Source organism: Gordonia sp. BP-119, from assembly GCF_016924115.1.
GTDB lineage: Bacteria > Actinomycetota > Actinomycetes > Mycobacteriales > Mycobacteriaceae > Gordonia > Gordonia hongkongensis.
The window spans coordinates 115,340-140,658 of record NZ_JAFFZF010000005.1 but is presented as its reverse complement, the minus strand read 5'-3'; the positions used below and the strand labels follow the sequence as shown (position 1 = coordinate 140,658).

Annotated in this window: 25 protein-coding genes and 2 tRNA genes; 11 read left to right on the top strand and 16 right to left on the bottom strand. The window is 68.0% G+C overall.

Features of this window, described 5'->3' with window-relative positions; genetic code table 11:
* Positions 1–138 precede the first annotated feature (138 nt).
* A complete protein-coding gene (rpmB, locus tag JW364_RS05300) occupies positions 139–330 on the top strand; it encodes a 50S ribosomal protein L28 (RefSeq protein WP_004023092.1) in 192 nt (63 codons plus the stop codon).
* 107 nt (positions 331–437) lie between these two features.
* Entirely contained in the window at positions 438–1,277 is an 840-nt protein-coding gene (locus JW364_RS05295; RefSeq protein WP_205333485.1) for an enoyl-CoA hydratase/isomerase family protein, read from the top strand.
* Positions 1,278–1,506: 229 nt separating this feature from the next.
* On the opposite strand, the gene JW364_RS05290 is transcribed toward JW364_RS05295, so the two are convergent.
* From JW364_RS05290 to JW364_RS05280, 3 genes are read right to left on the bottom strand one after another with little or no spacing between them, the layout of a single operon-like run.
* The gene (locus tag JW364_RS05290; protein WP_065632720.1) at positions 1,507–2,190 is read right to left on the bottom strand and encodes a uracil-DNA glycosylase; all 684 of its coding nucleotides are present in this window, start codon (positions 2,188–2,190) and stop codon (positions 1,507–1,509) included.
* A 26-nt stretch (positions 2,191–2,216) separates the two neighbouring features.
* Positions 2,217–2,738, bottom strand: coding sequence for a gamma carbonic anhydrase family protein (locus JW364_RS05285; protein WP_058252116.1), 522 nt, complete (start codon positions 2,736–2,738; stop codon positions 2,217–2,219).
* Between the two features lie 31 nt (positions 2,739–2,769).
* The gene (locus JW364_RS05280; protein ID WP_205333484.1) at positions 2,770–3,813 is read right to left on the bottom strand and encodes a thiamine-phosphate kinase; all 1,044 of its coding nucleotides are present in this window, start codon (positions 3,811–3,813) and stop codon (positions 2,770–2,772) included.
* A gap of 225 nt (positions 3,814–4,038) precedes the next feature.
* Here JW364_RS05280 and JW364_RS05275 point away from each other — a divergent pair, with 225 nt between their 5' ends.
* Both JW364_RS05275 and JW364_RS05270 read left to right on the top strand, forming a co-directional pair.
* Positions 4,039–4,284, top strand: a complete 246-nt coding sequence (locus tag JW364_RS05275) for an Lrp/AsnC ligand binding domain-containing protein (RefSeq protein ID WP_058252118.1) — start codon at positions 4,039–4,041, stop codon at positions 4,282–4,284.
* Between the two features lie 84 nt (positions 4,285–4,368).
* A complete protein-coding gene (locus JW364_RS05270; RefSeq protein WP_068970242.1) occupies positions 4,369–4,962 on the top strand; it encodes a DUF3515 domain-containing protein in 594 nt (197 codons plus the stop codon).
* Positions 4,963–4,976: 14 nt separating this feature from the next.
* Here JW364_RS05270 and JW364_RS05265 read toward each other — a convergent pair whose 3' ends face one another.
* A complete protein-coding gene (locus JW364_RS05265; protein ID WP_058252120.1) occupies positions 4,977–5,984 on the bottom strand; it encodes an NAD(P)H-dependent glycerol-3-phosphate dehydrogenase in 1,008 nt (335 codons plus the stop codon).
* A gap of 144 nt (positions 5,985–6,128) precedes the next feature.
* On the opposite strand from JW364_RS05265, the gene cofC reads away from it, so the two are divergent.
* The 3 genes from cofC to JW364_RS05250 all read left to right on the top strand — a co-directional run bounded on the left by cofC (position 6,129) and on the right by JW364_RS05250 (position 10,116).
* On the top strand, positions 6,129–6,866 hold the full coding sequence (cofC, locus tag JW364_RS05260; RefSeq protein ID WP_240198668.1) for a 2-phospho-L-lactate guanylyltransferase: 738 nt from the start codon (positions 6,129–6,131) through the stop codon (positions 6,864–6,866).
* 74 nt (positions 6,867–6,940) lie between these two features.
* Positions 6,941–9,139, top strand: a complete 2,199-nt coding sequence (locus JW364_RS05255; RefSeq protein ID WP_205333482.1) for an RNA degradosome polyphosphate kinase — start codon at positions 6,941–6,943, stop codon at positions 9,137–9,139.
* A 44-nt stretch (positions 9,140–9,183) separates the two neighbouring features.
* Entirely contained in the window at positions 9,184–10,116 is a 933-nt protein-coding gene (locus JW364_RS05250) for an NUDIX hydrolase (protein WP_065632716.1), read from the top strand.
* 102 nt (positions 10,117–10,218) lie between these two features.
* Here the strand turns inward: JW364_RS05250 and JW364_RS05245 are convergent, their stop codons facing one another.
* From JW364_RS05245 to leuC, 3 genes are all read right to left on the bottom strand, one after another.
* Positions 10,219–10,842 (bottom strand): HU family DNA-binding protein, encoded by a 624-nt coding sequence (locus JW364_RS05245; RefSeq protein WP_137808993.1) that lies wholly within the window; start codon positions 10,840–10,842, stop codon positions 10,219–10,221.
* Between the two features lie 173 nt (positions 10,843–11,015).
* Positions 11,016–11,609, bottom strand: coding sequence for a 3-isopropylmalate dehydratase small subunit (leuD, locus tag JW364_RS05240; RefSeq protein WP_065632714.1), 594 nt, complete (start codon positions 11,607–11,609; stop codon positions 11,016–11,018).
* Positions 11,610–11,660: 51 nt separating this feature from the next.
* Complete coding sequence (gene leuC / locus JW364_RS05235; protein ID WP_065632713.1) at positions 11,661–13,124, bottom strand: 3-isopropylmalate dehydratase large subunit; 1,464 nt, start codon at positions 13,122–13,124, stop codon at positions 11,661–11,663.
* Between the two features lie 107 nt (positions 13,125–13,231).
* Between leuC and JW364_RS05230 the strand changes: the two genes are divergently transcribed.
* Both JW364_RS05230 and JW364_RS05225 read left to right on the top strand, forming a co-directional pair.
* Positions 13,232–13,966 (top strand): IclR family transcriptional regulator, encoded by a 735-nt coding sequence (locus JW364_RS05230; RefSeq protein ID WP_058252125.1) that lies wholly within the window; start codon positions 13,232–13,234, stop codon positions 13,964–13,966.
* A gap of 60 nt (positions 13,967–14,026) precedes the next feature.
* A complete protein-coding gene (locus tag JW364_RS05225; RefSeq protein WP_058252126.1) occupies positions 14,027–14,524 on the top strand; it encodes a PPOX class F420-dependent oxidoreductase in 498 nt (165 codons plus the stop codon).
* A 130-nt stretch (positions 14,525–14,654) separates the two neighbouring features.
* On the opposite strand, the gene JW364_RS05220 is transcribed toward JW364_RS05225, so the two are convergent.
* The 5 genes from JW364_RS05220 to JW364_RS05200 form a co-directional block, all read right to left on the bottom strand.
* Positions 14,655–14,727, bottom strand: a tRNA-Glu gene (locus JW364_RS05220).
* 54 nt (positions 14,728–14,781) lie between these two features.
* Positions 14,782–14,853, bottom strand: a tRNA-Gln gene (locus tag JW364_RS05215).
* Between the two features lie 86 nt (positions 14,854–14,939).
* Positions 14,940–16,418, bottom strand: a complete 1,479-nt coding sequence (gene gltX, locus JW364_RS05210) for a glutamate--tRNA ligase (protein ID WP_068970241.1) — start codon at positions 16,416–16,418, stop codon at positions 14,940–14,942.
* Between the two features lie 46 nt (positions 16,419–16,464).
* A complete protein-coding gene (locus JW364_RS05205; protein ID WP_058252128.1) occupies positions 16,465–17,289 on the bottom strand; it encodes an alpha/beta fold hydrolase in 825 nt (274 codons plus the stop codon).
* Positions 17,286–18,056, bottom strand: a complete 771-nt coding sequence (locus JW364_RS05200; protein ID WP_058252129.1) for a fumarylacetoacetate hydrolase family protein — start codon at positions 18,054–18,056, stop codon at positions 17,286–17,288. Before JW364_RS05200 ends, JW364_RS05205 begins: the two co-directional genes overlap by 4 nt.
* 151 nt (positions 18,057–18,207) lie before the next feature.
* On the opposite strand from JW364_RS05200, the gene JW364_RS05195 reads away from it, so the two are divergent.
* The gene (locus JW364_RS05195) at positions 18,208–19,437 is read left to right on the top strand and encodes an MFS transporter (RefSeq protein WP_058252130.1); all 1,230 of its coding nucleotides are present in this window, start codon (positions 18,208–18,210) and stop codon (positions 19,435–19,437) included.
* Between the two features lie 74 nt (positions 19,438–19,511).
* Here JW364_RS05195 and JW364_RS05190 read toward each other — a convergent pair whose 3' ends face one another.
* Both JW364_RS05190 and serA read right to left on the bottom strand, forming a co-directional pair.
* Positions 19,512–20,519, bottom strand: a complete 1,008-nt coding sequence (locus JW364_RS05190; RefSeq protein WP_058252131.1) for a 3-isopropylmalate dehydrogenase — start codon at positions 20,517–20,519, stop codon at positions 19,512–19,514.
* The gene (gene serA, locus JW364_RS05185) at positions 20,516–22,111 is read right to left on the bottom strand and encodes a phosphoglycerate dehydrogenase (protein WP_058252194.1); all 1,596 of its coding nucleotides are present in this window, start codon (positions 22,109–22,111) and stop codon (positions 20,516–20,518) included. Before serA ends, JW364_RS05190 begins: the two co-directional genes overlap by 4 nt.
* Before the next feature lie 340 nt (positions 22,112–22,451).
* On the opposite strand from serA, the gene JW364_RS05180 reads away from it, so the two are divergent.
* A complete protein-coding gene (locus JW364_RS05180; RefSeq protein ID WP_058252132.1) occupies positions 22,452–23,117 on the top strand; it encodes a trypsin-like peptidase domain-containing protein in 666 nt (221 codons plus the stop codon).
* A 137-nt stretch (positions 23,118–23,254) separates the two neighbouring features.
* On the opposite strand, the gene JW364_RS05175 is transcribed toward JW364_RS05180, so the two are convergent.
* Positions 23,255–24,106 carry an alpha/beta fold hydrolase gene (locus JW364_RS05175; RefSeq protein WP_205333481.1) on the bottom strand — a complete coding sequence of 284 codons (852 nt, stop codon included), beginning with the start codon at positions 24,104–24,106 and terminating at the stop codon, positions 23,255–23,257.
* A 171-nt stretch (positions 24,107–24,277) separates the two neighbouring features.
* On the bottom strand, positions 24,278–25,291 hold the full coding sequence (gene ilvC / locus JW364_RS05170) for a ketol-acid reductoisomerase (RefSeq protein ID WP_058252140.1): 1,014 nt from the start codon (positions 25,289–25,291) through the stop codon (positions 24,278–24,280).
* Between the last annotated feature and the right edge of the window lie 28 nt (positions 25,292–25,319).

Genomic DNA, 25,319 nt, shown 5'->3' with positions numbered 1-25,319 from the left:
CGGATTTGGTCACGCCACCACGACCTGGTTATCCTTGCAGGGTTGCCTTTCGCCTCGAGCGCGCACACCCACCGGTGGTGCCGATCGATCCGAGCGGCTGAACACCAGACCATGATCATCTACCAAGGGAGTTCGACGATGGCTGCCGTCTGCGATATTTGCGGCAAGGGCCCGGGCTTCGGCAAGTCGGTGTCTCACTCGCACCGCCGTACCAACCGCCGCTGGAACCCGAACATCCAGTCCGTTCGCGTGGAGGTCGCCCCCGGCAACCGCAAGCGCAAGAACGTCTGCACCTCCTGCCTGAAGGCCGGCAAGACCGCAGCTGTCTGACCTCCTCGCCCGTCCGCGGGTGGGAGTTCGAGAGCACGAGACCCGATGCCATGAGCGCAAGCTCCCCGGCATCGGGTCTTTGGCGTGTGCGCGATAGGGTTTCGCGCATGGCCTCATCGAACCCCACCGCCCCCGCTGCCGTAGACGACACCGACGCTCTGGTGCACGAGCGCAACGGCGTCCTCACCCTCGCGGTCTCGACGGCGGGCGCGGGCAACTCGCTCGACGACGCCGCCCTCGCCGCGGGAACCCAGGCACTGCGCGAGGTCGCGCGTGGACAGCGTGACGTGGGGGCGGTCCTGCTCGTCGGGCTGGGCAAGAACTTCTGCGCCGGCGGCAACGTCCGCGCCTTCGCCGGTGCGGACGACCGCCCGACCTACCTGCGCGAGATCGCCGACAACTTCCATCAGCTCGTCGGCGCCCTGTACGAGGCGAACCGCCCCGTCGTCGTCGCCGCGAAGGGCTGGGCCGCCGGCGCGGGCATGTCGCTGGTGTTGCACGCCGACGTCGCCGTCGGTGGTCCGTCGACCCGGCTGCGGCCCGCCTACCGCGGTATCGGTCTCACTCCCGACGGGGGTCTCACCTGGACCCTCCCCCGCGCCGTCGGCGCTGCCCGGGCACGCCAGATCATCCTGACCGACCGCGTCATCAGCGCCGACGAGGCCCAGCAGTGGGGGCTGCTGTCGGAGATCGTCGCCGACGACGAGGTCGAGTCCGCCGCGCGCACGGCCGCCGAGGCCATCGCGTCGGGTCCCCGCGACGCCGACGCGATGACCAAGCATCTGTTGGCCGTCTCCGCCGACACCACGTTGGTCGAGCACCTCGCCCTCGAAGCCCGCTCCATCTCCGAACGGTCCGGACTGCCCGAGGGCATCGAGGGAGTTGACGCCTTCGTCGGCAAGCGCGCGCCGGACTTCACCCGGGGCCGTGCCACCACCGCCCCCTGATCCGAAAGAACTACATAACCATTGCTCCCTGAGGTGCGAGGAGCGCCAGCGACGAGCCACGAAGGGCCTGGTGAGACAGGTTGCGGAGCCCTTCGTGGCTCGCTTCGCTCGCACCTCAGGGAGCAGAGATGTGGACGCTCAAACAGTGTTCTTTCGTAGTCCACGACGGCCGCCAGGCCGCAGGTACTGAGGTGCGAGGAGCGCGTCGAGGTCGACGAGCCTCGAAGGGTCACGGCAGACGCCACTCCACCGGTTCGGCCCCGAGGTCCATCAGTTCCTCGTTGGCCCGGCTGAAGGGTCGGGACCCGAAGAACCCGCGCGAGGCCGACAACGGTGATGGATGCGCCGACACGATGGTCGGGACGTCGGGCAGCCACTTCTCCAGTCCCGCGGCGTCCCGGCCCCACAGGATCGCGACGAGCGGCTCGTCGCGGGCGGCAAGCGCCTTGATCGCGCACTCGGTCACCTCTTCCCAGCCCTTCCCCCGGTGAGAGGCCGGCTCGCCGGGGGCCACCGTGAGCACGCGGTTCAACAGAAGCACACCGTTGTCCGCCCAGGGCGTGAGATCCCCGGTGGTCGGCATGGGGTAGCCGAGATCGGCGCAGTATTCGGTGTAGATGTTCGTCAGGGAACGCGGGATCGGGCGCACGTCGGGCGCCACCGAGAAGCTCAGTCCGACGGCGTGTCCCGGCGTCGGATATGGATCCTGCCCGACGATCAGCACGCGCACGTCGTCGAGGGGGCGCGTGAAGGCCCGCAGGACATGTTGTCCCGCAGGCAGATAGCGCCGCCCCTCGGCGATCTCGGTGCGCAGGAACCGGCCCATCTCGGTGATGAGCGGCTCGACCGGGGCGAGCGCCTGCGCCCAGCCCGGGTCGATCAGTTCGGCAAGGGGTTTGGGTGGTGCGGTCACTCGATTGCCTCCGTCGTGGGCGGTCGCTAGTCCAGTCGTTTCAGGGCGGTGCGATAGTGCTGCGCGTTCTGGAAGTACATCTCGCAGTTGAGTTCGGTGTGCCCCTCCGGTACCTCGTAGCCGTCGCGGAGCCGGGCCGGTACACCGAGCGCCATCCGTCGCGAGGGAACGTCGAACTTGAACGGGACCACCGCGCCGGCTCCGACGATCGCGCCGTCGCCGACCGTGGACCCGTTCAGGACCACCGATCCCGAGGCGATGAGGCAGTCGTTTCCGATCGTCGCGCCCTCTATGTGCGCGTTGTGTCCGACGACGCACCGTTCGCCGATCACGGTCGGGTCGAGAACCGTGCAGTGGATGACGGTGCCGTCCTGGATGTTGCTGCGGGCGCCGACGGTGATGGTCCCGTAGTCGCCGCGGAGTACCGCGCCCGGCCACACCGAGACACCGTCGCCCAGGGTGACCGCGCCGATCACCACCGCGTCCGGGTGCACGTAGGTGTCCTGTCCCAGGACCGGTTCTCGGTCGTCGAGTGCGTAGATCGCCATGAGGCGACTCTAATGGTGCGCCCCGGGGACCTCAGTCACCAGTCGGGTCGGCGAAGGACTGCCACCCGTGCAGTTCGAGACCGTCGGGCCCACCGACCCGGCGGTCGTCGACCCAGACCTCGGGCGCCGACGAGGACTTCTCCCCCACCGAGCCGATGACGGTCCACCCTGGCGGCACCACCGCGGGCCCGCCGAACGCCGCGAGCAGGTGATGGTCCTCGCCGCCGGCCAGTACCCAGCGGTCGACGTCCGCCCCGAGTTCGCTTGCCGCGGCAGCCAGATCCGGGCGCCGCGGTACGGCGTCGCCATGCACGGTCATGGCGACCTGCGCAGCCCTCGACATCGTGAGCAGTTCCTCGACCAGACCGTCGGAGATGTCGGTCATGGCGTGCGCACCTGCCGCCGCGGCGACCGGCCCCTGGGTGAGGTCGGGGTTCGGAACTCGGTGCAGTGCAACCAGTTCCGACCAATCGCTGACCACCGGACGCGGATCGGACAGCACCGCGAGTCCCGCGGCGCTGGCCCCCAGCGGACCGCTCACCGCGAGGACGTCACCAGGCCGGGCACCGCCCAGCGAGACGGGGGGCCGACCCTCGAGCGCGCCGACCGCGGTGATACTCACCACCACCTGACCGGCCGCGACGAGGTCGCCGCCCAGCACCCGGGCCCCCTGTCCGTGTGCCGCGCGGACCACGCCGTCGTTGAGGTCGAGGACGACGCCGACCGGCGTGTCCGACGGACACGCGATGGACACGACGAGACCCGTTGTGCGGCCGCCCATCGCGGCGACGTCGGCGGCACTCTGCACCACCGCGCGGGCGCCGACCTGCTCCGGCGTCGACCAGTCGAATCGGAAGTGGCGCCCCTCGACGACGGTGTCGGTACTGATCACCGCCGATCCCCCGATGTCGAGAACGGCTGCGTCGTCACCGGATCCGATCACGATGTCGTCGGCGGGCTCACCGGAGGTCGCGGACGCGGTCAACGCGGCGATCACGGCACGCTCACCGATGGCCCCGACCGTGTCGGTCCGGTCGATCGCGCGGTCCTGCCGACCTGTCTCGTCGAAGGTCACTCGTCGGGGCCTTTCCTCTTCCGGTCGCGCGCGCACGGGGTTGTCGGTGACAATGTGTGCCACAGTGTATGGGGCCGCCGGGCGAGAGCGATCCGCAACAGTCCGGCCGCCCGCGGCAGTCGTGCACTGCCCGGCGACCGCGCATGCGCCGAGCCGCCGGTACGACAGCCCGTGTCGACGATGTGCCCCATACGATGTGGCCCGGGTACGACACAGACGGAGAGGATGTCCGTGGTTCAGGCATACATACTGATCCAGACCGAGGTCGGCAGGGCCGCCCTCGCAGCTGCGACCATCGCCGAGATCGCCGGGGTCGCCTCGTCGGAAGAGGTCAGTGGGCCGTACGACGTGATCGTCCGGGTCGACGCGTCCGATGCCACCCACCTGACCGAGAACGTGGTTCCGCAGATCCAGAAGGTGGACGGGATCACCCGCACCCTGACCTGCCCGGTGGTCCCCACGACGCGCTGAGGGGCGTCGGCCGGCCGCCGACGACGGGTGATCGTGACGGGTCCCCGTGCGCGGGTTCGGCAGACCGACTCCTACTGTTGTGGGGTGACGTCAGCAGGTTCGGATGACACCCAGCAGGATCCCGTCGACGGCGAATCCGCCGAGGACTCCGCGCGGTATGGCGGCGGCGGACGTCTCAGCCCCGCACTCGTCGCGACCCTGGTAGCCATTCCGGTGATGGTGCTCGCCGGCTTCATCGTGTTCGCCGCGATGCGCCCCGATCCGGTGACCCCGATCGAGTCCTACGACTCCGTCGGCCCGGTCGCCGCGGAGTGCACCCGCTTGCTCACCGAAGCACCGGACACCTTCGAGGGTTTCGGTACCAAAGAGGTCTCCGGCGACCGCGCGACGTGGCCGTCGACCGGCCCGGGCGACGACATGACACTTCGGTGCGGGGTGACCCGACCTGCCGAGCTGTCTCCCACCAGCAATCTCCAGGAGATCCACGCCGCCGGCCAGGCCGGGGTCCAGTGGTTCATCACGGACACGGTCGACGGCTCGGGCCAGGCCTATGTGTGCGTCGACCACCGGCCCTATGTCGCGATGTGGATTCCGACGAACGCCGGCAACGGACCCATCACCGACATCTCGGGACTGATCGACCGCACCCTCGAACGGGGACCGCTCGACTTCGGCTGATCGGCGGCGGGCGCTCAGTCCCGGTAGATCTCCGGCTTGGTGCTGCGGCCCAGCAGCGAATTGACCGCGTCGGCCACCGACATGCCGTCGTGACAGACCTGGTGGACCGCGTCGGTGAGCGGCATCGGCACCTGGTGTCGCTCGGCCAGTGCACGCACCGACGAGCACGACTTGACGCCCTCGGCGACCTGCCCGTTGGTGGCCTCCTGAGCCTGCGCCATGGTGGCACCCTCCCCCAGCCGCGCGCCGAACGTGCGGTTGCGCGACAACGGCGACGAACACGTCGCGACGAGATCCCCGATCCCGGCGAGACCCGCCAGCGTCTCGATCTGCGCGCCCACCGCGACGCCCAACCGGATCGTCTCGGCGAGCCCACGAGTGATGATCGTCGCCAGGGTGTTCTGACCGAACCCGATGCCGCTGGCCATCCCGCAGGCCAGCGCGATGACGTTCTTCGCAGAGCCGCCGATCTCACATCCGACGACGTCGGTGTTGGTGTACGGCCGGAAGTATCGCGTACTGAACGCGCTCTGCAGCGTCACCGCCCGCGCCTCGTCGGCACAGGCGATCACGGTCGCCGCCGGTTGACCCTCCGCGATCTCGCGTGCCAGGTTCGGCCCGGTCAGCACCGCGATCCGGTCGTCGGCGACACCGGTCACCTCGGCGATGACCTCACTCATCCGCAGCAGGGTGTTGGATTCGATGCCCTTGGCGAGCGACACCAACGACGCATCCGACCCGATGTAGGGCGTCCACTGCGTCAGGTTGGGGCGCAACGACTGCGACGGGACACCGCAGACGACGACGTCGGCGCCGAGCAGGGCATCGACCGCCGAACTCGTCGCGGTGAGCGCGGCGGGCAGCGCGATGCCGGGTAGATAGTCGGCGTTGACGTGCTCGGTGTTGATCGCCTCGGCGAGTTCGGGTCGCCGCGCCCAGATCACGGTGTCGGTACCGGCATCGACCAGCACCTTCGCCACCGAGGTTCCCCAGGAACCCGCACCCATCACCGCTGCGCGCACCGCAACCTCCCACCGGGCAAGCCCAATTCCGTATTCCCACCGCCGGCGCCGGCCGGACGGCCGACCCTGCTCACCCTAGTGCCTGCCGGGTATGGCCGACCCGGAATGTCACCGACCAGAGGTCGGTGCATCATGATGGTCGGCATGGAACACAGCACCGTCGGCGCGGGCGCCGACTCGACGGTCGTCGACGCGGGGGGCAACGAGCCCGTCGCGACGTCGGTCGCGGCCGTGCTGGCGGTCAAGAATCTGCACCGCGCGAAGTCACGACTGGCGGCGACGCTGTCCACCGCATTCGAGGGTGACGACCCCGTCGCCCGGGGTTCCCTCGTCCTGGCGATGTTCCTCGACACCGTCGACGCCTTGCGCAGCGCCGGGATCTCTCGGCTCGTCGTCGTCAGCCCCGACGACGAGGTGCTCGCCGCGGCGCGGCGCTCGGGCATGCGCGGCCTGAGCGAGTCGCCGCACCGGGCACCCGCGGACGCCGGTCTCAACTCCGCGTTCGTCGAGGGTGCGCGCTGGGCGCGCGAGGCGTGGCCCGAGTCGACGGGCCTGATGTACGTGCAGGCCGATCTGCCGGCGGCGACGAGCACGTCCGTCGCCGCCGTGTTGCGCGCCGCCGGTGAACACCGCTCGAGCTTCGTCACCGACCGGGACGGATCCGGGACGGTGCTGCTGCACGGCACCGGTACCGGCGTCCCCGCTCCCCGTTTCGGTCCCGGTTCGGCGGCCGCCCACCGGGCCGCCGGCGCCGTCGAACTCGACCCGGCCGGCCGGGAGTGGGCCGACCTGCGCACCGACGTCGACACCGCGGCGGACCTGGGCGTCGCCCGCGAGCTCGGCCTCGGACCGCACACCGTCGCTGCGCTGCGTCATCTCTGACCCCGACCCGCAATCGACAAGCGTCCGACCGGCGGGCGTGTACGCCGGGGACGGCGATGGGTCATCATTGGGGGGTGAGCCCCGCCGACGATGACGTATCGCAGACCGCCACGGTCACCACGACACCGATCCCGCATGCCCCGCCGGCCGCCACCCTGGTGCCCGACGAATCCGCCGACCTGCCCGAGGACCGTTACCTCAACCGGGAATTGAGCTGGCTGGACTTCAACTCCCGGGTGCTCGCGCTCGCCGAGGACATCTCCCTGCCGCTCCTCGATCGTGCGAAGTTCCTCGCCATCTTCGCCTCGAACCTCGACGAGTTCTTCATGGTGCGGGTGGCCGGACTCAAGCGGCGCGACGAGACCGGCCTGTCGGTCCGGTCCGCCGACGGCCTGTCGCCGCGAGAACAACTCATGCGCATCGCCGGACGCGCGCAGACCGTCGCCGACCGGCACGCGCGCGTCTTCCTCGATTCGGTCCGACCGGCGTTGGCCGACAACGACATCTACGTGGTGTCCTGGTCGCAGCTCACCGCCGAGCAGCAGGCGCGGATGACCGATTATTTCCAGGACGAGGTATTTCCGGTCCTGACGCCCCTGGCGGTCGACCCCGCTCATCCGTTCCCGTACATCAGCGGGTTGTCGCTGAACCTCGCGGTCACGGTCCGCGACGTCAACGAGAGCGGCGAGCACTTCGCGCGGGTCAAGGTACCGGACAACGTGAACCGCTTCATCCGCGTCGACCGGCTGTCGCCCGCTCGGGCGTCCGACGACGACAAGGCCGCCAGGAGCGCGGTGTTCCTACCGTTGGAGAGTCTGATCGCGGCCAACCTCGGGACGTTGTTCCCGGGTATGGAAATCGTTGAGCACCACGTCTTCCGGATCACCCGCAACGCCGACTTCGAGGTCGAAGAGGACCGCGACGAGGACCTCCTCCAGGCGCTCGAGCGAGAACTCGCGCGCCGTCGGTTCGGCTCGCCGGTGCGGCTCGAGGTCGCCGACGACATGAGCGAGCACATGCTCGAGTTGTTGCTGCGCGAGCTCGAGGTGGACCCCGCCGACGTCATCCAGGTGCCCGGACTCCTCGATCTGTCATCACTTTTCGAGATCTACGCGCTCGACCGCCCGCATCTCAAGGACCGTCCGTTCGTCCCCGCCACCCACCCCGCGTTCGGCGAGCGAGAGACACCCAAGAGCGTGTTCTCTACTCTTCGCGACGGTGACGTACTCGTCCACCATCCGTACGACTCGTTCTCGACGAGCGTGCAGCGGTTCATCGAGCAGGCCGCGGCCGACCCGCAGGTCCTGGCCATCAAGCAGACGCTGTACCGCACCTCCGGCGACTCCCCGATCGTCAACGCGCTCATCGACGCCGCCGAGGCCGGGAAGCAGGTCGTCGCGCTGGTGGAGATCAAGGCCCGCTTCGACGAGCAGGCGAACATCAAGTGGGCCCGCAAACTGGAACAGGCCGGCGTCCACGTCGTCTACGGCCTCGTCGGTTTGAAGACCCACTGCAAGACCTGCCTGGTGGTGCGTCGCGAGGGCTCGACGATCAAGCGGTACTGCCACATCGGGACCGGCAACTACAACCCGAAGACCGCGCGGCTCTACGAGGACGTGGGCCTGCTGACCGCCGCCCCCGACATCGGCGCCGACCTGACCGACCTGTTCAACACCTTGACCGGCTACTCCCGCAAGCAGGAGTACCGCAACATCCTCGTTGCGCCGCACGGCATCCGGGCGGGCATCATCAAACGGATCCATCGCGAGATCGAGCTGTTCCGCGACGGCGACACGCGCGCGAGAATCCAGCTCAAGGCGAATGCACTGGTCGACGAGCAGGTGATCGATGCGCTGTACCGGGCCTCGCAGAGCGGGGTACCCGTCGACGTCGTCGTCCGTGGCATCAGCGCGCTGCGGCCCGGGGTCGAGGGTTACAGCGACAACATCCACGTGCGGTCGATCCTGGGGCAGTTCCTCGAGCACTCCCGAATCCTGTATTTCGGTGCGCAGAACGAGTACTGGTTCGGCAGCGCGGACATGATGCACCGCAATCTCGATCGGCGCGTGGAGGTCATGGTGAACGTCCGTGACGAGCGTCTGGCCGGTGAACTCGGTGACATCTTCGCCTCCGCCCTCGATCCGCGGACCCGCTGCTGGGTCCTGCAGTCCGACGGGAGCTGGGTGGCCTCACCCGCCGAGGGCGAAGAGGTGCGCGACCATCAGCGACAGATGATGCGGCGCAATCGTCGTCGGCCGGAGACCAGTTCGTGACCGGCACCGACGCGTAACCTTCGACCTCTACGATCACCATCGACATGGCGAAGAAGACGAATGAGGTATGGGCCGCCGGCGGTGTGGTCTGGCGACCGGTTGTCCCCGGTCCGACCGGGAACGATGCCGCCGAGATCGACGATGTCGAGATCGCGGTCGTCCACCGCCCCAAGTACGACGACTGGACGCTGCCCAAGGGAAAGGCCGAGCCGGGCGAGACTCTCATCGACACGGCGGTGCGCGAGATCGCCGAGGAGACGGGCCAACACGTCGTCCTCGGCCGGCACCTGGACGACGTCCACTACGACCTCGGCAGTACCCGCAAGCATGTGCGCTACTGGTCGGCGCGAGCGTCCGACGGAGAGTTCGTCGCCGGGCACGAGGTCGACGAGCTGCGGTGGCTCTCCGTCGACGAGGCCCGGGAGATGTTGAGCTATCCGCTCGATCGCACGATCCTCGAGGAGTTCGTGCGGCTACCCGCGGACCTGCACACGTTCCTGTTGGTACGGCACGCCAAGGCCGGTCGGCGCTCGACCTACAAGGGCGACGACCGGTTGCGGCCCCTCGACAAACTCGGCCGGGCGCAAGCCGCCGCCCTCGCCCCATTGCTGATCGCGTTCGGGGCGAGCCGGGTGCACTCGGCCGATCGCGTCCGCTGTGAGCAGACCCTGGAACCGCTACGCGACCGGCTGGGGGTCGAGTTGCACAGCGAGCCGGATCTGTCGGAGGAGACGTATCGGACCAATCCGGCAGCGGCGCAACGCCGGATCCTCGAACTCGCCGCCGACACGACGTCGACCCTGGCGGTCTGCAGTCAGGGCAAGGTGATCCCGCCCCTCATGGACTGGTGGTCCGAGCGCGACTCGATCCCGCTTCCCAAGGCCTCCAACCGCAAGGGCAGTGTGTGGGTTCTGTCCCTGTTCGACGGCCGGCTGGTGGCGGCCGATCACATCGCCGGGCCGCTCCCGACAGCCTGAGTCCCGCGCCCCCTCAGGTTGACCCCGAACACGATTCAGCCCCCGGCGGGGGAAGTACGCCGGGGGCTGAATTGTGGTCGTCGACCGCGGTTGTCCCGCAGGTCAGCGACGGGTGGTCTTCTTCGCCGCGGTCTTCTTCGCGGCAGCCTTCTTGGCCGGAGCCTTCTTCGCCGCGGTGGCCTTCTTGGCCGGCGCCGCCTTCTTGGCCGGAGCCTTCTTCGCCGCGGTGGTCTTCTTGGCCGCCGTGGTCTTCGCCGGAGCCTTCTTCGCCGCGGTGGTCTTCTTGGCCGCCGTGGTCTTCGCCGGAGCCTTCTTGGCCGCCGTGGTCTTCTTGGCGGCGGCGGTCGTCTTCTTGGCGGCGGTCTTCTTCGCCGGCGCAGCCTTCTTGGCTGCCGTGGTGGTGGCTCCGCTTCCGCGCTTCACAGCCGGACCGGTCGCGGACAGCTTCTGCTTGCCCGCCACAACGGCTTTGAACTGAGCGCCCGGACGGAACGCCGGCACCGAGGTCGCGCGGACCTTGACGGTCTCGCCGGTGCGCGGGTTACGGGCGACGCGCGGTGCGCGCTTCCGCTTCTCGAATACGCCGAAGCCGGTGATCGTCACGCTCTCGCCCTTGTTGACCGCGCGCACGATCGTGTCGACGACGAGCTCGACGGCTTCAGTCGCAGTCTTGCGATCCGCGTCGAGCTTCTTGGTCAGCTCATCAATGAGCTCCGCCTTGTTCATGAGTACCTCCGCAAGCTGATCTGACCGAGTTTCGGCCAGCTACCAACACACGGTAAACGTCGGATGTGAAAACGTCCATCTTCCACGCCAATTAGGACGCCGTGTTGCGAAATGGCATGGCAGCTCACGATGGTGCCGCCGCGGCGAGATGACCCCGCCGCGGCGGTGCGAAATCAGTCCGCGAGGGTGCGCGGCTTGAATGCCGGACGCGCCGACTCGTACTCGGAAATCGCCTCTACCTGGCGCAACGTGAGTCCGATGTCATCGAGACCCTCCATCAGGCGCCACCGCGTGTAGTCATCAATTGCCAACGGCACCACGAGGTCTCCGGCGGTGACCGTCTTATCGACAAGACTCACCGTCACTTCGAGGCCCGGAGTCTCCTCGAGGCGCTTCCACAGCAGTTCGACGTCGGACTGCTCGACCTGCGCGGCCACCAGACCCGCCTTGCCCGAGTTGCCGCGGAAGATGTCGGCGAAACGCGACGAGATCACCACGCGGAAGCCGAAATCGGACAGCGCCCAGACCGCGTGCTCACGCGACGACCCGGTGCCGAAGTCGGGACCGGCAACCAGGACCGACCCGCGGCTCCAGGGCTCGTTGTTGAGGATGAAATCGGGATCGGTCCGCCAACCGGCGAACAGACCGTCCTCAAAGCCGGTGCGCGTCACCCGCTTCAGATAGACGGCCGGGATGATCTGGTCGGTGTCGACGTTGCTGCGACGCAGCGGGACACCGATTCCGGTGTGTTCGGTGAACGGTTCCATGAGAAAGCCCCTGTTCGAATGATGTGGCAGGAATGTGGGTCGGACCGTGACTCAACCGAGATCGGCGGGCGCCGGCTGCGAGTCCAGATCGGCGGGCGCGGACAAGGTGCCGCGCAGCGCGGTGGCCGCTGCCACTCCCGGAGACACGAGGTGCGTTCGGCCACCCTTGCCCTGGCGCCCTTCGAAATTGCGGTTGGAGGTCGACGCACACCGCTCCCCCGGGGCGAGCTGGTCCGGGTTCATGCCCAGGCACATCGAGCACCCGGCCTGCCGCCACTCGGCGCCGGCCGCGAGGAAGATCTCTCCGAGTCCCTCGTCCTCGGCCTGTGCACGCACCCGCATCGAACCGGGCACGATGAGCATCCGCATCCCGTCCGCGACCTTGCGCCCCTTGAGGATGCCGGCGACCTCGCGCAGGTCCTCGATCCGGCCGTTCGTGCAGGAGCCGACGAAGACCGTGTCGACCTTGATGTCGCGCAGCGGCGTTCCGGGCTCGAGGCCCATGTACTCGAGCGCCTTGGCCGCGGCACTCGCCTTGACCTCGTCGCCGTACTCCGCCGGGTCGGGTACCGCCGCGCCGAGCGGGGCACCCTGTCCCGGATTGGTCCCCCACGTGACGAACGGGGTCAGCGAGGCGGCGTCGATGTGCACCTCGGCGTCGAAGGTGGCGCCGGGATCGGTGCGCAGACTGTCCCAATAGTCAACGGCAGCATCCCAATCGGCACCCGAGGGGGCATGCGGGCGGCCCTTGAGGAACTCGTAGGTGACCTCGTCGGGTGCGATCATCCCCGCCCGGGCGCCTGCCTCGATCGACATGTTGCACACCGTCATCCGCGCTTCCATGGAGAGCTTGCGGATCGCCTCCCCGCGGTACTCCAGCACGTAACCCTGCCCGCCGCCGGTGCCGATCTTCGCGATGATCGCGAGGATCAGGTCCTTGCTCGTCACGCCGGGCGGGAGCTCGCCGTCGACGTTGATCGCCATCGTCTTGAACGGGCGCAGCGAGAGGGTCTGCGTCGCCAGGACGTGCTCGACCTCACTGGTACCGATACCCATCGCGATCGCTCCGAAGGCACCGTGTGTGGAGGTGTGGCTGTCACCGCACACGACGGTCATGCCGGGTTGGGTCAGGCCCAGCTGCGGCCCGACCACGTGGACGATGCCCTGCTCGGCGTCACCCATGGGGTGAAGGCGGACGCCGAATTCCTCGCAGTTGCTGCGCAGCGTGTCGACCTGGGTCCGCGACACGGGATCGGCGATGGGCTTGTCGATGTCCACCGTCGGGACGTTGTGGTCCTCGGTCGCGATGGTCAGATCCGGTCGGCGGACCGGACGACCGGCGAGGCGCAGGCCCTCGAAGGCCTGGGGACTGGTGACCTCGTGGACGAGGTGGAGGTCGATGTAGATCAAGTCGGGATTGGTGTTGCCGGACGCATCGACGTCACCGGGGACGACGACATGGTCGCGCCACACCTTCTCGGCGAGAGTCAGCGGCTGGGCTGGGCTGTTGCTCATGGCTTCACTCGTTATCTGCTCGGGTTCTTCGGACTCTGCACGCGGTGTTGACGTTCTGGCTGTGTTTCGAACGTGCATCTCACTATTTGGACAGCTAGTATCGTCCTATGGGAAAGGATACCGCATCCGCGGTCAGCAGCGGAATCGGAGTGCTCGACAAGTCCGTGGCGGTGCTGCACGCGATCGCCGAGGCGCCGTGCAATCTCTCCGAGCTCTGCGAGCGCACCGGTCTGCCCCGGGCGACGGCACATCGACTCGCCGTCGGACTCGAGACGCACCGCTTTCTGACCAGGGATGTCACCGGCCGCTGGCAGCCCGGCCCCGTCCTCGGCGAACTCGCCTCCTCGGCACACGATCCCGTCACCGAGTCCGCTCTCATGGTCCTCCCCCGGCTCCGCGACATCACCGGCGAATCGGTTCAGGTCTATCGCCGCGAAGGGGCCGAACGCGTCTGCGTCGCCGCGATGGAACCACCGACCGGCCTGCGTGACACCGTGCCGGTGGGCACCCGCTTCCCCATGAGCGCAGGGTCCGCGGCGAAAGTCCTCCTCGCCTGGGCCGACCCTGCCACCCAGCGCGCGCTCGTGCCGGACAGCGTCTTCAGCGAGCGCGCACTGCACGAGATCCGCCGGCGCGGGTGGGCCCAGAGTGCCGGTGAACGCGCCGCCGGAGTCGCGAGTGTGTCGGCTCCCGTGCGCGACGGCAACGGTGACGTGGTCGCCGCGATCTCGGTGTCCGGGCCGATCGACCGGATGGGCCGACGACCCGGTGCACGCTGGGCCGCCGATCTGCTCGCCGCCGCCGACGCCATCCACAAACGCCTCCAGGCCGCACGTCCCTGACCCAGAGCCGTTGCACCCGGAGCGGTTCCGATGGACCCGCCGGTGGGCTAGCGTCGGGGAATGGGAGTCAACCAACGCAATCAGATCGTCATGTCCGAGGCCGAGATCGCGGAGTTCGTGGCGCGCAGCCGGACCGCGACCCTCGCCACCACCGGAGCGGACGGGAGCATCCACCTCGTGGCGATGTGGTACGGGATCATCGACGGCGAAATCTGGTTCGAGACCAAATCCAAGTCGCAGAAGGCGGTCAACATCCGTCGCAACAACCGGTGCTCGGTGATGATCGAGGACGGTGACACCTACGACACGCTGCGCGGCGTCACCTTCGAGGGCACTGCCGAGATCCTCGACGACCCGGACTCGTGCCTGAAGGTCGGCATCAGCGTCTGGGAACGCTACACAGCGCCCTACACCGAAGAATCGCGACCATTCGTCGAGCAGATGATGAACAAGCGCGTCGCCGTCCGGATCCGTCCGTCCCGCACCCGTTCCTGGGACCACCGCAAGCTCGGCATCCCCGAGATGCCGGCCTCGGGCACCACCGCCGAATTCCTCTGACCGCAGTCCCGGCGCGACACCTTCCGACCCTCGTCCGTGTTTCGGTGTGATCATCGCAACACGGACGAGATGGTCTGTCGCGCAATGAAAAACACCCTCCCCCTGCATCGCAGAGGAAGGGTGTTTCTCGTAGCCCCGACGGGATTCGAACCCGCGCTACCGCCTTGAGAGGGCGGCGTCCTAGGCCGCTAGACGACGGGGCCATGGGAACTTCCGGCGATCAAGACCTTAGCACGGTCTCGATCTCTTTCTGTCCGCTGGGGTACCAGGACTCGAACCTAGAATGGCGGTACCAGAAACCGCTGTGTTGCCAATTACACCATACCCCATTGGCTTGGTTCTCCTTGCGGAAAACTGCCGAGAAAGAGAGTATCAAAGGGTTACCGTAAGTCCACAAACGTGCAGCTCAGCGGCACTATTTGGCTGCGATCTCCCGTGCCGAGGCCAGCCGCGCGAGCGTCTTGTCGCGACCCAGGATCTCCATCGATTCGAAGAGCGGCGGACTGACCTGGGAGCCGGTCACCGCCACGCGTACGGGACCGAACGCCTTGCGCGGTTTGAGCCCCAGATCGTCCACCAGCGCAGCATTCAGTGCGTCCTGCAGTGCGGCGGTGGTGAAGGAGTCCAGCGACTCGACCGCGGCGATGGTGGCGTCCAGGACCGGCACCGCGTCGGCGCCCAGGTTCTTGCTCGCCGCCTTCTCGTCGATCGTGAACTCGTCGTCGGAGACGTAGGCGAAGGAGATGAGGTCCCACGCGTCGCCGAGGACCTGGATACGCGTCTGCACGAGTTCGGCCAGAGCCGCGAAGGTCTCGTCGTCGGCGCTCTCGGGGAGCTTGCCCTGCGCGACGAGATACGACCGCAGCCGCGCCGTGAAGTCGGCGACCTCGAGCATCCGGATGTGCTCGGCGTTGATGGCGTCGGCCTTCTTCTGATCGAACCGTGCGGGGTTCGAGTTGACCTGTCGCACATCGAAAGCCGCGATCATCTCGGCCAGGCTGAAGACGTCGACATCACTCTTGTAACCCCAGCCGAGCAGCGCGAGGTAGTTGAGCAGACCCTCGGGGATGAAACCGCGGTCGCGATGGTGGAAGAGGTTCGACTGGGGGTCGCGCTTGGAGAGCTTCTTGTTGCCCTCACCCATCACGAAGGGCAGGTGCCCGAAGGCCGGCACGGCGTCGGCGACGCCGATTCGGATCAGCGCGTCGTACAGCGCGAGCTGCCGCGGAGTCGACGACAGGAGATCCTCGCCGCGCAGCACATGGGTGATCTTCATCATCGCGTCGTCGACCGGGTTGACCAGCGTGTAGAGCGGATCGCCGGTCGCACGGGTCAGCGCGAAGTCGGGAACGGTACCCGCCTTGATCGTCGTCGTGCCGCGCACGAGGTCGTCCCAGGTGAGGTCGGTGTCCGGCATCCGCAGGCGGACAACGGGTTTACGTCCTTCGGCGAGGTAGGCCGCACGTTGCTCGGGCGTCAGGTCACGATCGAAGTTGTCGTACCCGAGCTTCGGGTCGCGTCCGGCGGCGCGGTGCCGGGCCTCCACCTCTTCCGGGGTCGAGAACGCCTCGTAGGCCTCGCCGGCCTCGAGAAGGCGGGCGACGACGTCGGCATGGAGTTCCCGCCGCTCGGACTGCCGGTAGGGACCGTAGGGTCCGCCCACCTCCGGCCCCTCGTCCCAGTCGAGACCGAGCCAGCGCAAGGCGTCGAGGATGGCCTCGTAGGATTCTTCGCTGTCTCGCGACGAGTCGGTGTCCTCGATGCGGAAGACGAAGGTGCCACCGTCGTGCCGGGCCTGCGCGAAATTGAACAGCGCGGTCCGCACGAGTCCCACGTGGGGAGTGCCGGTCGGGGATGGACAGAATCGGACGCGAACGGCCTCACTACTGGTCATGAGGCTCAGCGTATCGAAGCCGACCGCCGCCCCCGCACGCCCGCCGTCAGGCCCGGTGGCGCTCGCAGAACTCCACCAGGACCCGGTTCACCTCGGCCGGCTGTTCGAGATAACCGAAATGACCGGCCCGCTCGATCTCGACGTACCCCGCGCCTGGAATGGCCTCGGCGACTTCGCGCGCCAGCTTCGCCGGCAGGGTCCGGTCGTCGGCGAATCCGACGACCAGCGCGGGCCGGGTGATGCCGCGGTACGCCGCGAGACGGTTGGACTCCTTGTTGTGGAGTTCGAGCTGTGCGCGGACGCCCGGGGTGATCGTCTGCGGGGAGAACCCGATGATGTCGAGCCAGTCTCGCGCGGTGCGGTCGTCGTCGAGCGTGTGCGGCGACAGGTTGAGATGCGCGGTGATGGCGGCCTCGTACTCCGGTGGCAGCTTGATCTTGTTGTCGTAGAGGGCCCGCTCACCGGCCGAGATCGCTTCCTGCAGTGGGGTGTTGCGGCCGTACGTCGCAACCATCACCGCCGCCTTGACCACGTCGGGGCGGGCCAGCGCCAGCTCCTGGGTGATCCGGGCACCCAACGAGGTGCCGATCACGATCGCCGGACCGCGGCCGAGGTGCTCGATCAGAGCCGCGGTGTCGGCGACCATGTCGTCGAGCGTGAAACCCTCGGCGCACTCCGACGACGGTGCGACTCCGCGGTTGTCGAACGTCACGACGGTGAAGCCGGCTTTCACCAGCGCGGGTTCCTGATGCGCCTTCCAGACGCGGCCGGGACTTCCGGTTCCCATGACCATGACCACGAGCGGGCCCGACCCGGCGAGGCTGTAGGAGATGTCGATCCCGTTGACACGGGCCGTGCTGGGAGCTGTCACTTGTCCACCACCGGGTTGGAGAGCGTACCGATACCGTCGACGGTCACCGAGATACGTTGACCGGCGACCATGGGCCCGACCCCTTCCGGGGTGCCCGTGAGGATCACGTCGCCGGGCAGCAGGGTCATCACGCGCGAGATCCACTCGACGATCTCACCGACGTCGTGGAGCATCAGCGATGTCCGGGTCCGCTGCTTGACCTCGCCGTCGAGCTCCGTCACGAGTTCGACGTCCGACGGATCGAGCGAGGTGTCGATCCACGGGCCGAGCGGACAGAAGGTGTCGTACCCCTTGCCGCGGGTCCACTGACCGTCGGCCTGCTGGTGGTCGCGGGCGGTCACGTCGTTGGCGACCGTGTATCCGAGGATCACGTCCTTGGCCTGCGCGGCCTTCACGTCCTTGCACGGGCGTCCGATGACGGCCGCGAGCTCCCCCTCGTAGTCGACCCGTTGCGACGACGGCGGACGCACGATGGGCACCTCGGGGCCGATGATCGAAGTGTTGGGCTTGAGGAAGATCACCGGGTCGGCCGGCGCCTCGCCGCCCATCTCCGCCGCGTGTGCGGCGTAGTTCTTGCCGATGCAGATCACCTTGCTGGCGAGGATCGGCGCCAACACCCGGACATCCGCCAGCTTCCACGACCGGCCGGTGAACGTCGGCGTACCGAAGGGATGTTCGGCGATCTCCTTGACGACGGCGTCGTCTCCGTCGCCCTCGACGGACACGAAGGCCACGCCGTCAGGACTCGCAATTCGACCTAAGCGCATGTCCAGACCCTATCGCACCGCCGATCCCACCCGTTGGGAGACGAATTGGCGGACGTCGGTGCCGGTTTTACAATGTGGTCACACTGTTTCATATATTGAGATATCCAACCCCGGTTCACCGGGTCCGTACAGACAGCGAGGTGAGTAGACCATGACCGATGTCGACGACATCACCACTGCCCGAAGGTGGATCATCCTCGGGTGCTCGCTGCTCGCCGCGCTCACCACGACTTGTGTGGTCAGCGGAGTCGCCTACCTGATCCCCACGCTGCACACCGACGCCGGACTCACCCTCACCCAGGCCTCGGCGCTTGCCGCGATCCCGACGGTCGGACTGATGGCGGCGACGATCCCGTGGGGAATCCTGTTGGACCGCTACGGCGAACGACGGATCCTGTTGCTGTCGCTGTCGATCTCGCTCGCCGGCGCGACCGGGGCGGCCGTCGCCGCGTCAGCCGATGCGTCCTATGCCGTCGTGGGTGCCGCGCTCTTCGTGGGTGGTCTCGGCTCGGGTGCGGCGAACGGGGCCAGCGGCCGCATCGTCGTCGGCTGGTTTCCCGCACACCAGCGTGGGACTGCGATGGGCATCCGGCAGATGGCACAACCGCTGGGGATCGGCGTCTGCGCTCTCACCATGCCGGTTGTCGCGGCAAGTTCGGGACCCGCTGCGGCACTGGCGATCCCAGCCGTGGTGACTGCTGCAGGACTCGTCGCGGTGGTCGTCGGCATCACCGATCCGCCGCGTCGGCCGGCTCCCGCGTCGACGGTCGGCAACCCTCCCCCGCGCACGAATCCCTACCGCGACAACTCTTTCCTCGCACGCATCCACATCGTCAGCATGCTGCTGGTCATCCCCCAGTCCATGCTGTGGACCTTCGTACCGACCTGGCTGATCGTCGCGCACGGGTGGTCACCGGCCGGCGCCGGAACCCTGATCACCGTGACCCAGATCATCGGTGCACTGGGCCGGATCGTCGCCGGACGGTGGTCGGACGCCTGGATGTCGCGGATGCGACCGGTCCGCGTGATCGCGGTGGCCGGTGTCGCCGCCATGTCCGCGCTCGCGATCGCCGACTGGTTCGACAGCCCACTCGCGCCCGCACTCATGGCGGTGGCGAGCGTCATCTCGGTGGCCGACAACGGCTTGGCGTTCACCGCCATCGCCGAGTACGTCGGACCGGAATGGAGCGGCCGCGGACTCGCCGTACAGAACACCGGACAGTATCTGGTGACCGCGGCGACCACACCGCTTCTCGGAGCACTCATCGCGACCGTCGGTTTCCCGATCGCCTTCGCCGCGACCGCCCTGGCACCGCTCGTCTCGACGCCCCTGGTCCCGCGCGACCGGATGCGAGAACCCGATGAGCTGGTCGACGCCTGAACCCACCACCAACGGACGAACCCGCCACCGAATTGGTGGCGGGTTCGTCCCTTGCTGGTGAATATGCCTGCGAACTACAGCCGTTCGCGGATACGCGCACCGATCTCTGAGGTGCTGAACGTACCGCTGCGCTCGGCGAGGTCGTCGGCGACGGCCTTCTCGATCCGGGCCGCGGCGTCGTCGTCGCCGAGATGCTGGAGCAGGAGCGCGACCGACAGGATCGCGGCCGTCGGATCGGCCTTGCCCTGCCCGGCGATGTCGGGTGCCGAGCCGTGCACCGGCTCGAACATCGACGGGTTCACGCCGGTGGCGTCGATGTTGCCCGACGCAGCCAGCCCGATACCACCGCTCACCGCGGCGGCGATGTCGGTGATGATGTCGCCGAACAGGTTGTCGGTGACGATCACGTCGAAGCGGCCGGGGTCGGTGACCAGGTAGATGGTCGCCGCGTCCACGTGGCAGTAGTCGGTGGTGACGTCGGGGAACTCGGCACCCACCTCCTCGACCGCGCGACTCCACATCGACCCGGCGAAGGTCAACACGTTGGTCTTGTGGACCAGCGTCAGCTTCTTGCGACGCTGCTGGGCACGCTGAAATGCGTTGCGCACGACGCGTTCCACACCGAATCGGGTGTTGACGCTGACCTCGGTGGCGACCTCGTTCGGGGTTCCGACACGGATGGCGCCACCGTTGCCGGTGTAGGGCCCCTCGGTCCCCTCCCGCACGACCACGAAGTCGATGTCGGGGTCGCCCGCGAGGGGCGAGGAGACACCGGGGAAGCGGCGCGACGGCCGCAGGTTGACGTGGTGGTCGAGTGCGAATCGCATCGTCAGGAGCAGACCGCGCTCCAGCACGCCCGAAGGCACGGACGGATCGCCGATGGCGCCCAACAGGATCGCGTCGTGACGACGAAGCGACTCGAGGTCGTCCTCGGTGAGCAGCTCGCCGTTGCGGTGGTAGCGGCGTGCGCCGAGGTCGAACTCGGTGGTGCTGACCGACGGTACGACCGAGTCGAGGACGCCCAGCGCCTCGCCGATGACCTCGGGACCGATGCCGTCGCCGGCGATGACTGCGAGTTTCATGCGAGGTCGACCTGTTCGATGAGGGTTGCGCTGACCGCGTCACCGATCGCGGCGACGACCTCGTCGTCGAGGACGCTGCTGACGCGCAGCATCATGGTCGCGCCGCCACCCTCGGCGTCCTGCGACAAACCGGCCGCCAGGATGTCGATGCCGGCGTTCCCGAGCAGCGTTCCGATCTTGCCGAGGGAACCCGGCTGGTCGGCGTAGCTGACGATGAGGTTGTGCCCTTCGGCACGCAGGTCGAAGTTGCGGCCGTTGATGTTGACGATCTTCTCCACCAGGCGCGGACCCGACAGGGTGCCCGAGACATTGTGGGTCGAGCCGTCGGCGAACACGGCCTTCACGTCGACCACGCTGCGGTGGTTGGGACTCTCCGGCGCGGTGGTGACCTCGCTGGTCACGCCGCGTCCCTCGGCGACCGCGGGGGCGTTGACGAAGGTGACCGGCTCGTCGAGCACTGCGGAGAACAGGCCGCGCAGCGCGGACAGGCCGAGCACGTCGACGTTGTTCGCGGCGAGTTCACCCCGTACGTCGACGACGATGGAGGTCGGCGGCTCCTTGCTGATGGCCCCGACGAGCACGCCCGCCTTGCGAGCGACCTCGAGCCACGGTGCGACCTCTTCGTCGACGGCGCCCCCGGTGATGTTGACGGCGTCGGGGACGAAGTGACCGGCCAGCGCCAGCCGGACGCTCTTGGCGACGTCGGTGCCCGCGCGATCCTGCGCCTCGCTGGTCGATGCGCCGAGGTGGGGCGTCACGACGACCTGCGGCAGCTCGAAGAGCGGCGAGTCGGTGCAGGGCTCGGTGGCGAAGACGTCCAGGCCGGCCGCGCGGACCTGACCGGAGTTGATCGCGTCGGCCAGTGCCTGCTCGTCGATGAGACCACCGCGGGCGGCGTTGACGATGACGACGCCCTTCTTGGTCCGGGCGAGCTGCTCGGCGCCGATGAGGCCCAGGGTCTCCGGGGTCTTCGGCAGGTGGACGGTGATGAAGTCGGCGCGCTCGAGGAGTTCGTCGAGGCTGACGAGCTCGATCCCGAGCTGGGCCGCACGAGCCGGCGACACGTAGGGGTCGTAGGCGATGATGTGGGTTTCGAAAGCGGCCAGCCGCGCGGCCACCAGCTGGCCGATGCGGCCGAGTCCGACGACACCGACCGTCTTGTCGAAGATCTCGACGCCGTTGAACGACGAACGCTTCCAGGTCTTCTCGCGCAAGGTGGCGTCCGCGGCCGGGATCTGGCGCGACGCGGCCATCAGCAGCGCGACGGCGTGTTCGGCCGCGGTGTGGATGTTCGAGGTCGGGGCGTTGACGACCATGACGCCGCGCTCGGTCGCGGCAGGCACGTCGACGTTGTCCAGACCGACACCCGCCCGGGCGATGATCTTCAGCTTCTTGCCCGCGTCGAGGACCTCGGCGTCCACGGTCGTCGCGGAGCGGACCAGGATGGCGTCGGCGTCGACGACCGCCTCGAGCAGCTTGGGACGATCCGGGCCGTCGACCCATCGCACCTCGACACCGTCACCGAGTGCTTCCACGGTGGACGGCGCCAGCTTGTCGGCGATGAGTACAACCGGGCGGCCAGCAGAGCTCACAGTCATTTCTCCAGGTTCGGGGAGTGCGGTTTCACGAACGTCGGTATGGAGTGTCGGTGACGACTCCGTACGACAGCTTAAAGGTGTGGTAGGTGCCGTCGAGCATGCGGTCTACCCCGAAACGAGAGCCCTGTCCCCCGGCACGAGTAGAGTGTGACGCGCATTACGGCAAACTCGCGCGGCGCATCACAGAACTGTTGCAAACCGACCGCGGCTCGATCCCACGCCGCCGTGCGCGCGTGGGGCGCCCGGTACGGTGTGCTTGCCGCCCATCGCGAAGTTCCCGACGGGCGGCAATGCCCGTGATCGAGAACTGGTTGACCCGAGAAGTGGAGTGCGGATGACGAAGAAGCTGACAGTACTGTTGGCGGTTTTGGCTGCGACGGTGCTGGCCGGCTGGGGAGGGGGCGTCGCGGTCGCCGCACCGGCGAAGATCTTCATGGGAGGCGGGTCCGGGATCCTGGTGCTCAAGGGCGGCAACTCGGCCGCGGCCTGCACCCTGACCACCATCGGCCGCTCGAAGACCAACAAGCTCATCGGCGTCACCGCGGGACACTGTGGCACTCCCGGCCAGAAGGTCTACTCCGAGACGTTCCAGGACCGCGGCCAGGCAGGCACCATCACCTACACTGCGCCGGATCTCGACATGGCGATCATCGAACTCGACGCCTCGCGAGTCGTGCCGCTGCGCACGGTCCGCGGCGTGACGATCCGCTCGGTCGACCAGGCGCCGCTCGCCTTCCCGACCATCGCCTGCAAAGAAGGCCGGACCACCGGCAACACCTGCGGCATCGCCTGGTTCTCCGACGGCGACGTGCACGTCAGCCAGATGTGCGTCATCGAAGGTGACTCCGGTAGCCCCGTGGTCGTCGGCGACCGGCTGGTGGGCATGGTGAACGCCTACTACTTCCTCGGTTGCCTCGGCCCCGAGACCGGCACCAACATCCAGCCGATCCTGAAGCGGATCGCTTCGCTCGACGCGTACAAGGGATTCCGGGTCGCCTGACGACTCTGGGTCCCACCCCCACCGACGCCCCGGATGGTTTCCCTCCGGGGCGTCGTCGTGTGCGGGGTGACGTGCGCAGTGAGGCGCCGGGACGACTGCTCGGGCCGAGCACGACCCGGGTGGTCAGCCGGCTTCGGTCACCGGGTGACCCCGAGCCAGTCCTCGATCGCCCGGGTGACCGCTGCCGTCGCTTCCAGAGGTGCGAGATGTCCGACACCGTCGAGGATCACGGGGTCGCGGCGGTCGGGCAGGAGGTCTCGTAGCTGCGTGGCCTGCTCGACGGGAATCCACGGATCGTCGGCGCCCCAGCCGATTCGCGTCGGGCACCGGACCTCCGACAGGCGTTCCGCGACAGGTCTCGTGTGCTCCGGCCGCAAGGCCGCGATCTGACGATAGAACCCGGCTTTGCCGGCCCCGCCGAGCCACGGACGGGTCAGCGCGTCGAGGTCAAAGTCCGTCAGGCGATGCCGCGCGGCACCGGCGATGTACTCGCGCACCAACGCCGCGTGCAAGGGGTCGGGAAGTTGCTCGAAGACCTCGGTGTTGTCGGCGACCAGTCGGAAGAAGGGCGACCCCCACGGATCGAGAGTCACGATGTCCCAGAGGAACAACGACGCGTACTCGCGACCGTGGAGCAGATGCGCGCCCAGTGCCACCGCGCCCCCGATGTCATGTGCGATCACGTGCGGCCGCGTCAGACCCCACTGTGACTGCAGCACAGCGAATCTCGACATCTGGGTCGCCAGATCCACCGGTGCGTCCGTGACCATCGACTGCCCGTATCCAGGCATGTCCCACAGGAAGACCCGGCGACCGAGGCCGATCTGTTGCGCCACGCCGGCCCACACGTACGCCGACCACGGGGTCCCGTGGCACATCACCACATCGATGTCGGTGTGCCCCGCCGGCTCGAGAACATATGTCGCAACACGCTCCCCGTCGACGTCGACATAGACCGGCGGCGGCAGAACGATCCCTTGGCTGTCCACCAGGTCGACACTAAACCCGTCGAGCCGAACCCACCCTTTTTCGGTATTTCCTCACCCCGCGACCCCGGTGGGTTTACCGAAAAGGGGTGGGTGTGCGGCGACGCAAGCGGGTCCGCACCACATCGGTGCGGACCCGCTGTCGGCGCTGCGTTCAGCGCAAACCGCTGCGACTCAGGCGGTCTCGGTGATCGGACGATCAACCCAGCTCATCAGGTCGCGCAGCTTCTTGCCGGTGACCTCGATCGGGTGCTCGGCGTTCTCCTTGCGCAGGCCCTCGAGCTCCTTGTTGCCGCCCTCGACGTTGGCGACGAGGCGCTTGACGAAGGTGCCGTCCTGGATGTCGGTGAGGATGCCGCGCATGCGCTCCTTGGTGTCGGCGTCGATGACCCGCGGGCCCGACACGTAACCGCCGAACTCGGCGGTGTCCGAGACCGAGTAGTTCATGCGCGCGATGCCGCCCTCGTACATGAGGTCGACGATCAGCTTGAGCTCGTGCAGCACCTCGAAGTAGGCCATCTCGGGGGCGTAACCCGCCTCGACCATCACCTCGAAGCCGGTCTTGACCAATTCCTCGGTGCCGCCGCACAGCACCGCCTGCTCGCCGAAGAGGTCGGTCTCGGTCTCTTCCTTGAACGTGGTCTTGATGATTCCGGCACGACCACCGCCGATGGCGCTGGCGTAGCTCAGCGCAAGCGCCTGGCCCTCGCCCTTGGGGTCCTGGTGGACGGCGATGAGCGCGGGAACGCCCTTGCCGTCGACGAACTGGCGGCGCACGAGGTGGCCGGGGCCCTTCGGGGCCACCATCGCGACGGTCACGTTCTCCGGCGCCTTGATGAGGCCGAAGTGGATGTTGAGACCGTGGCCGAAGAACAGCGCGTTGCCGTCCTGCAGGTTCGGCTCGATGTCCTCGGTGAAGATCTTCGCCTGCGAGGTGTCGGGCGCCAGCACCATGATGACGTCGGCCCAGGCGGCGGCCTCGGATGCGGTGAGCACCTTGAGGCCCTGCTCCTCGGCCTTGGCCTTCGACTTGGAGCCCTCACGCAGACCGATCACGACGTCGACGCCGGAATCGCGCAGCGACAGCGAATGCGCATGGCCCTGGCTGCCGTAGCCGATCACCGCGACCTTGCGACCCTGGATGATCGACAGATCCGCGTCGTCGTCGTAGAACAGTTCGATGGCCACTATGTTTCCCTTCGATATGTGGTGTCCC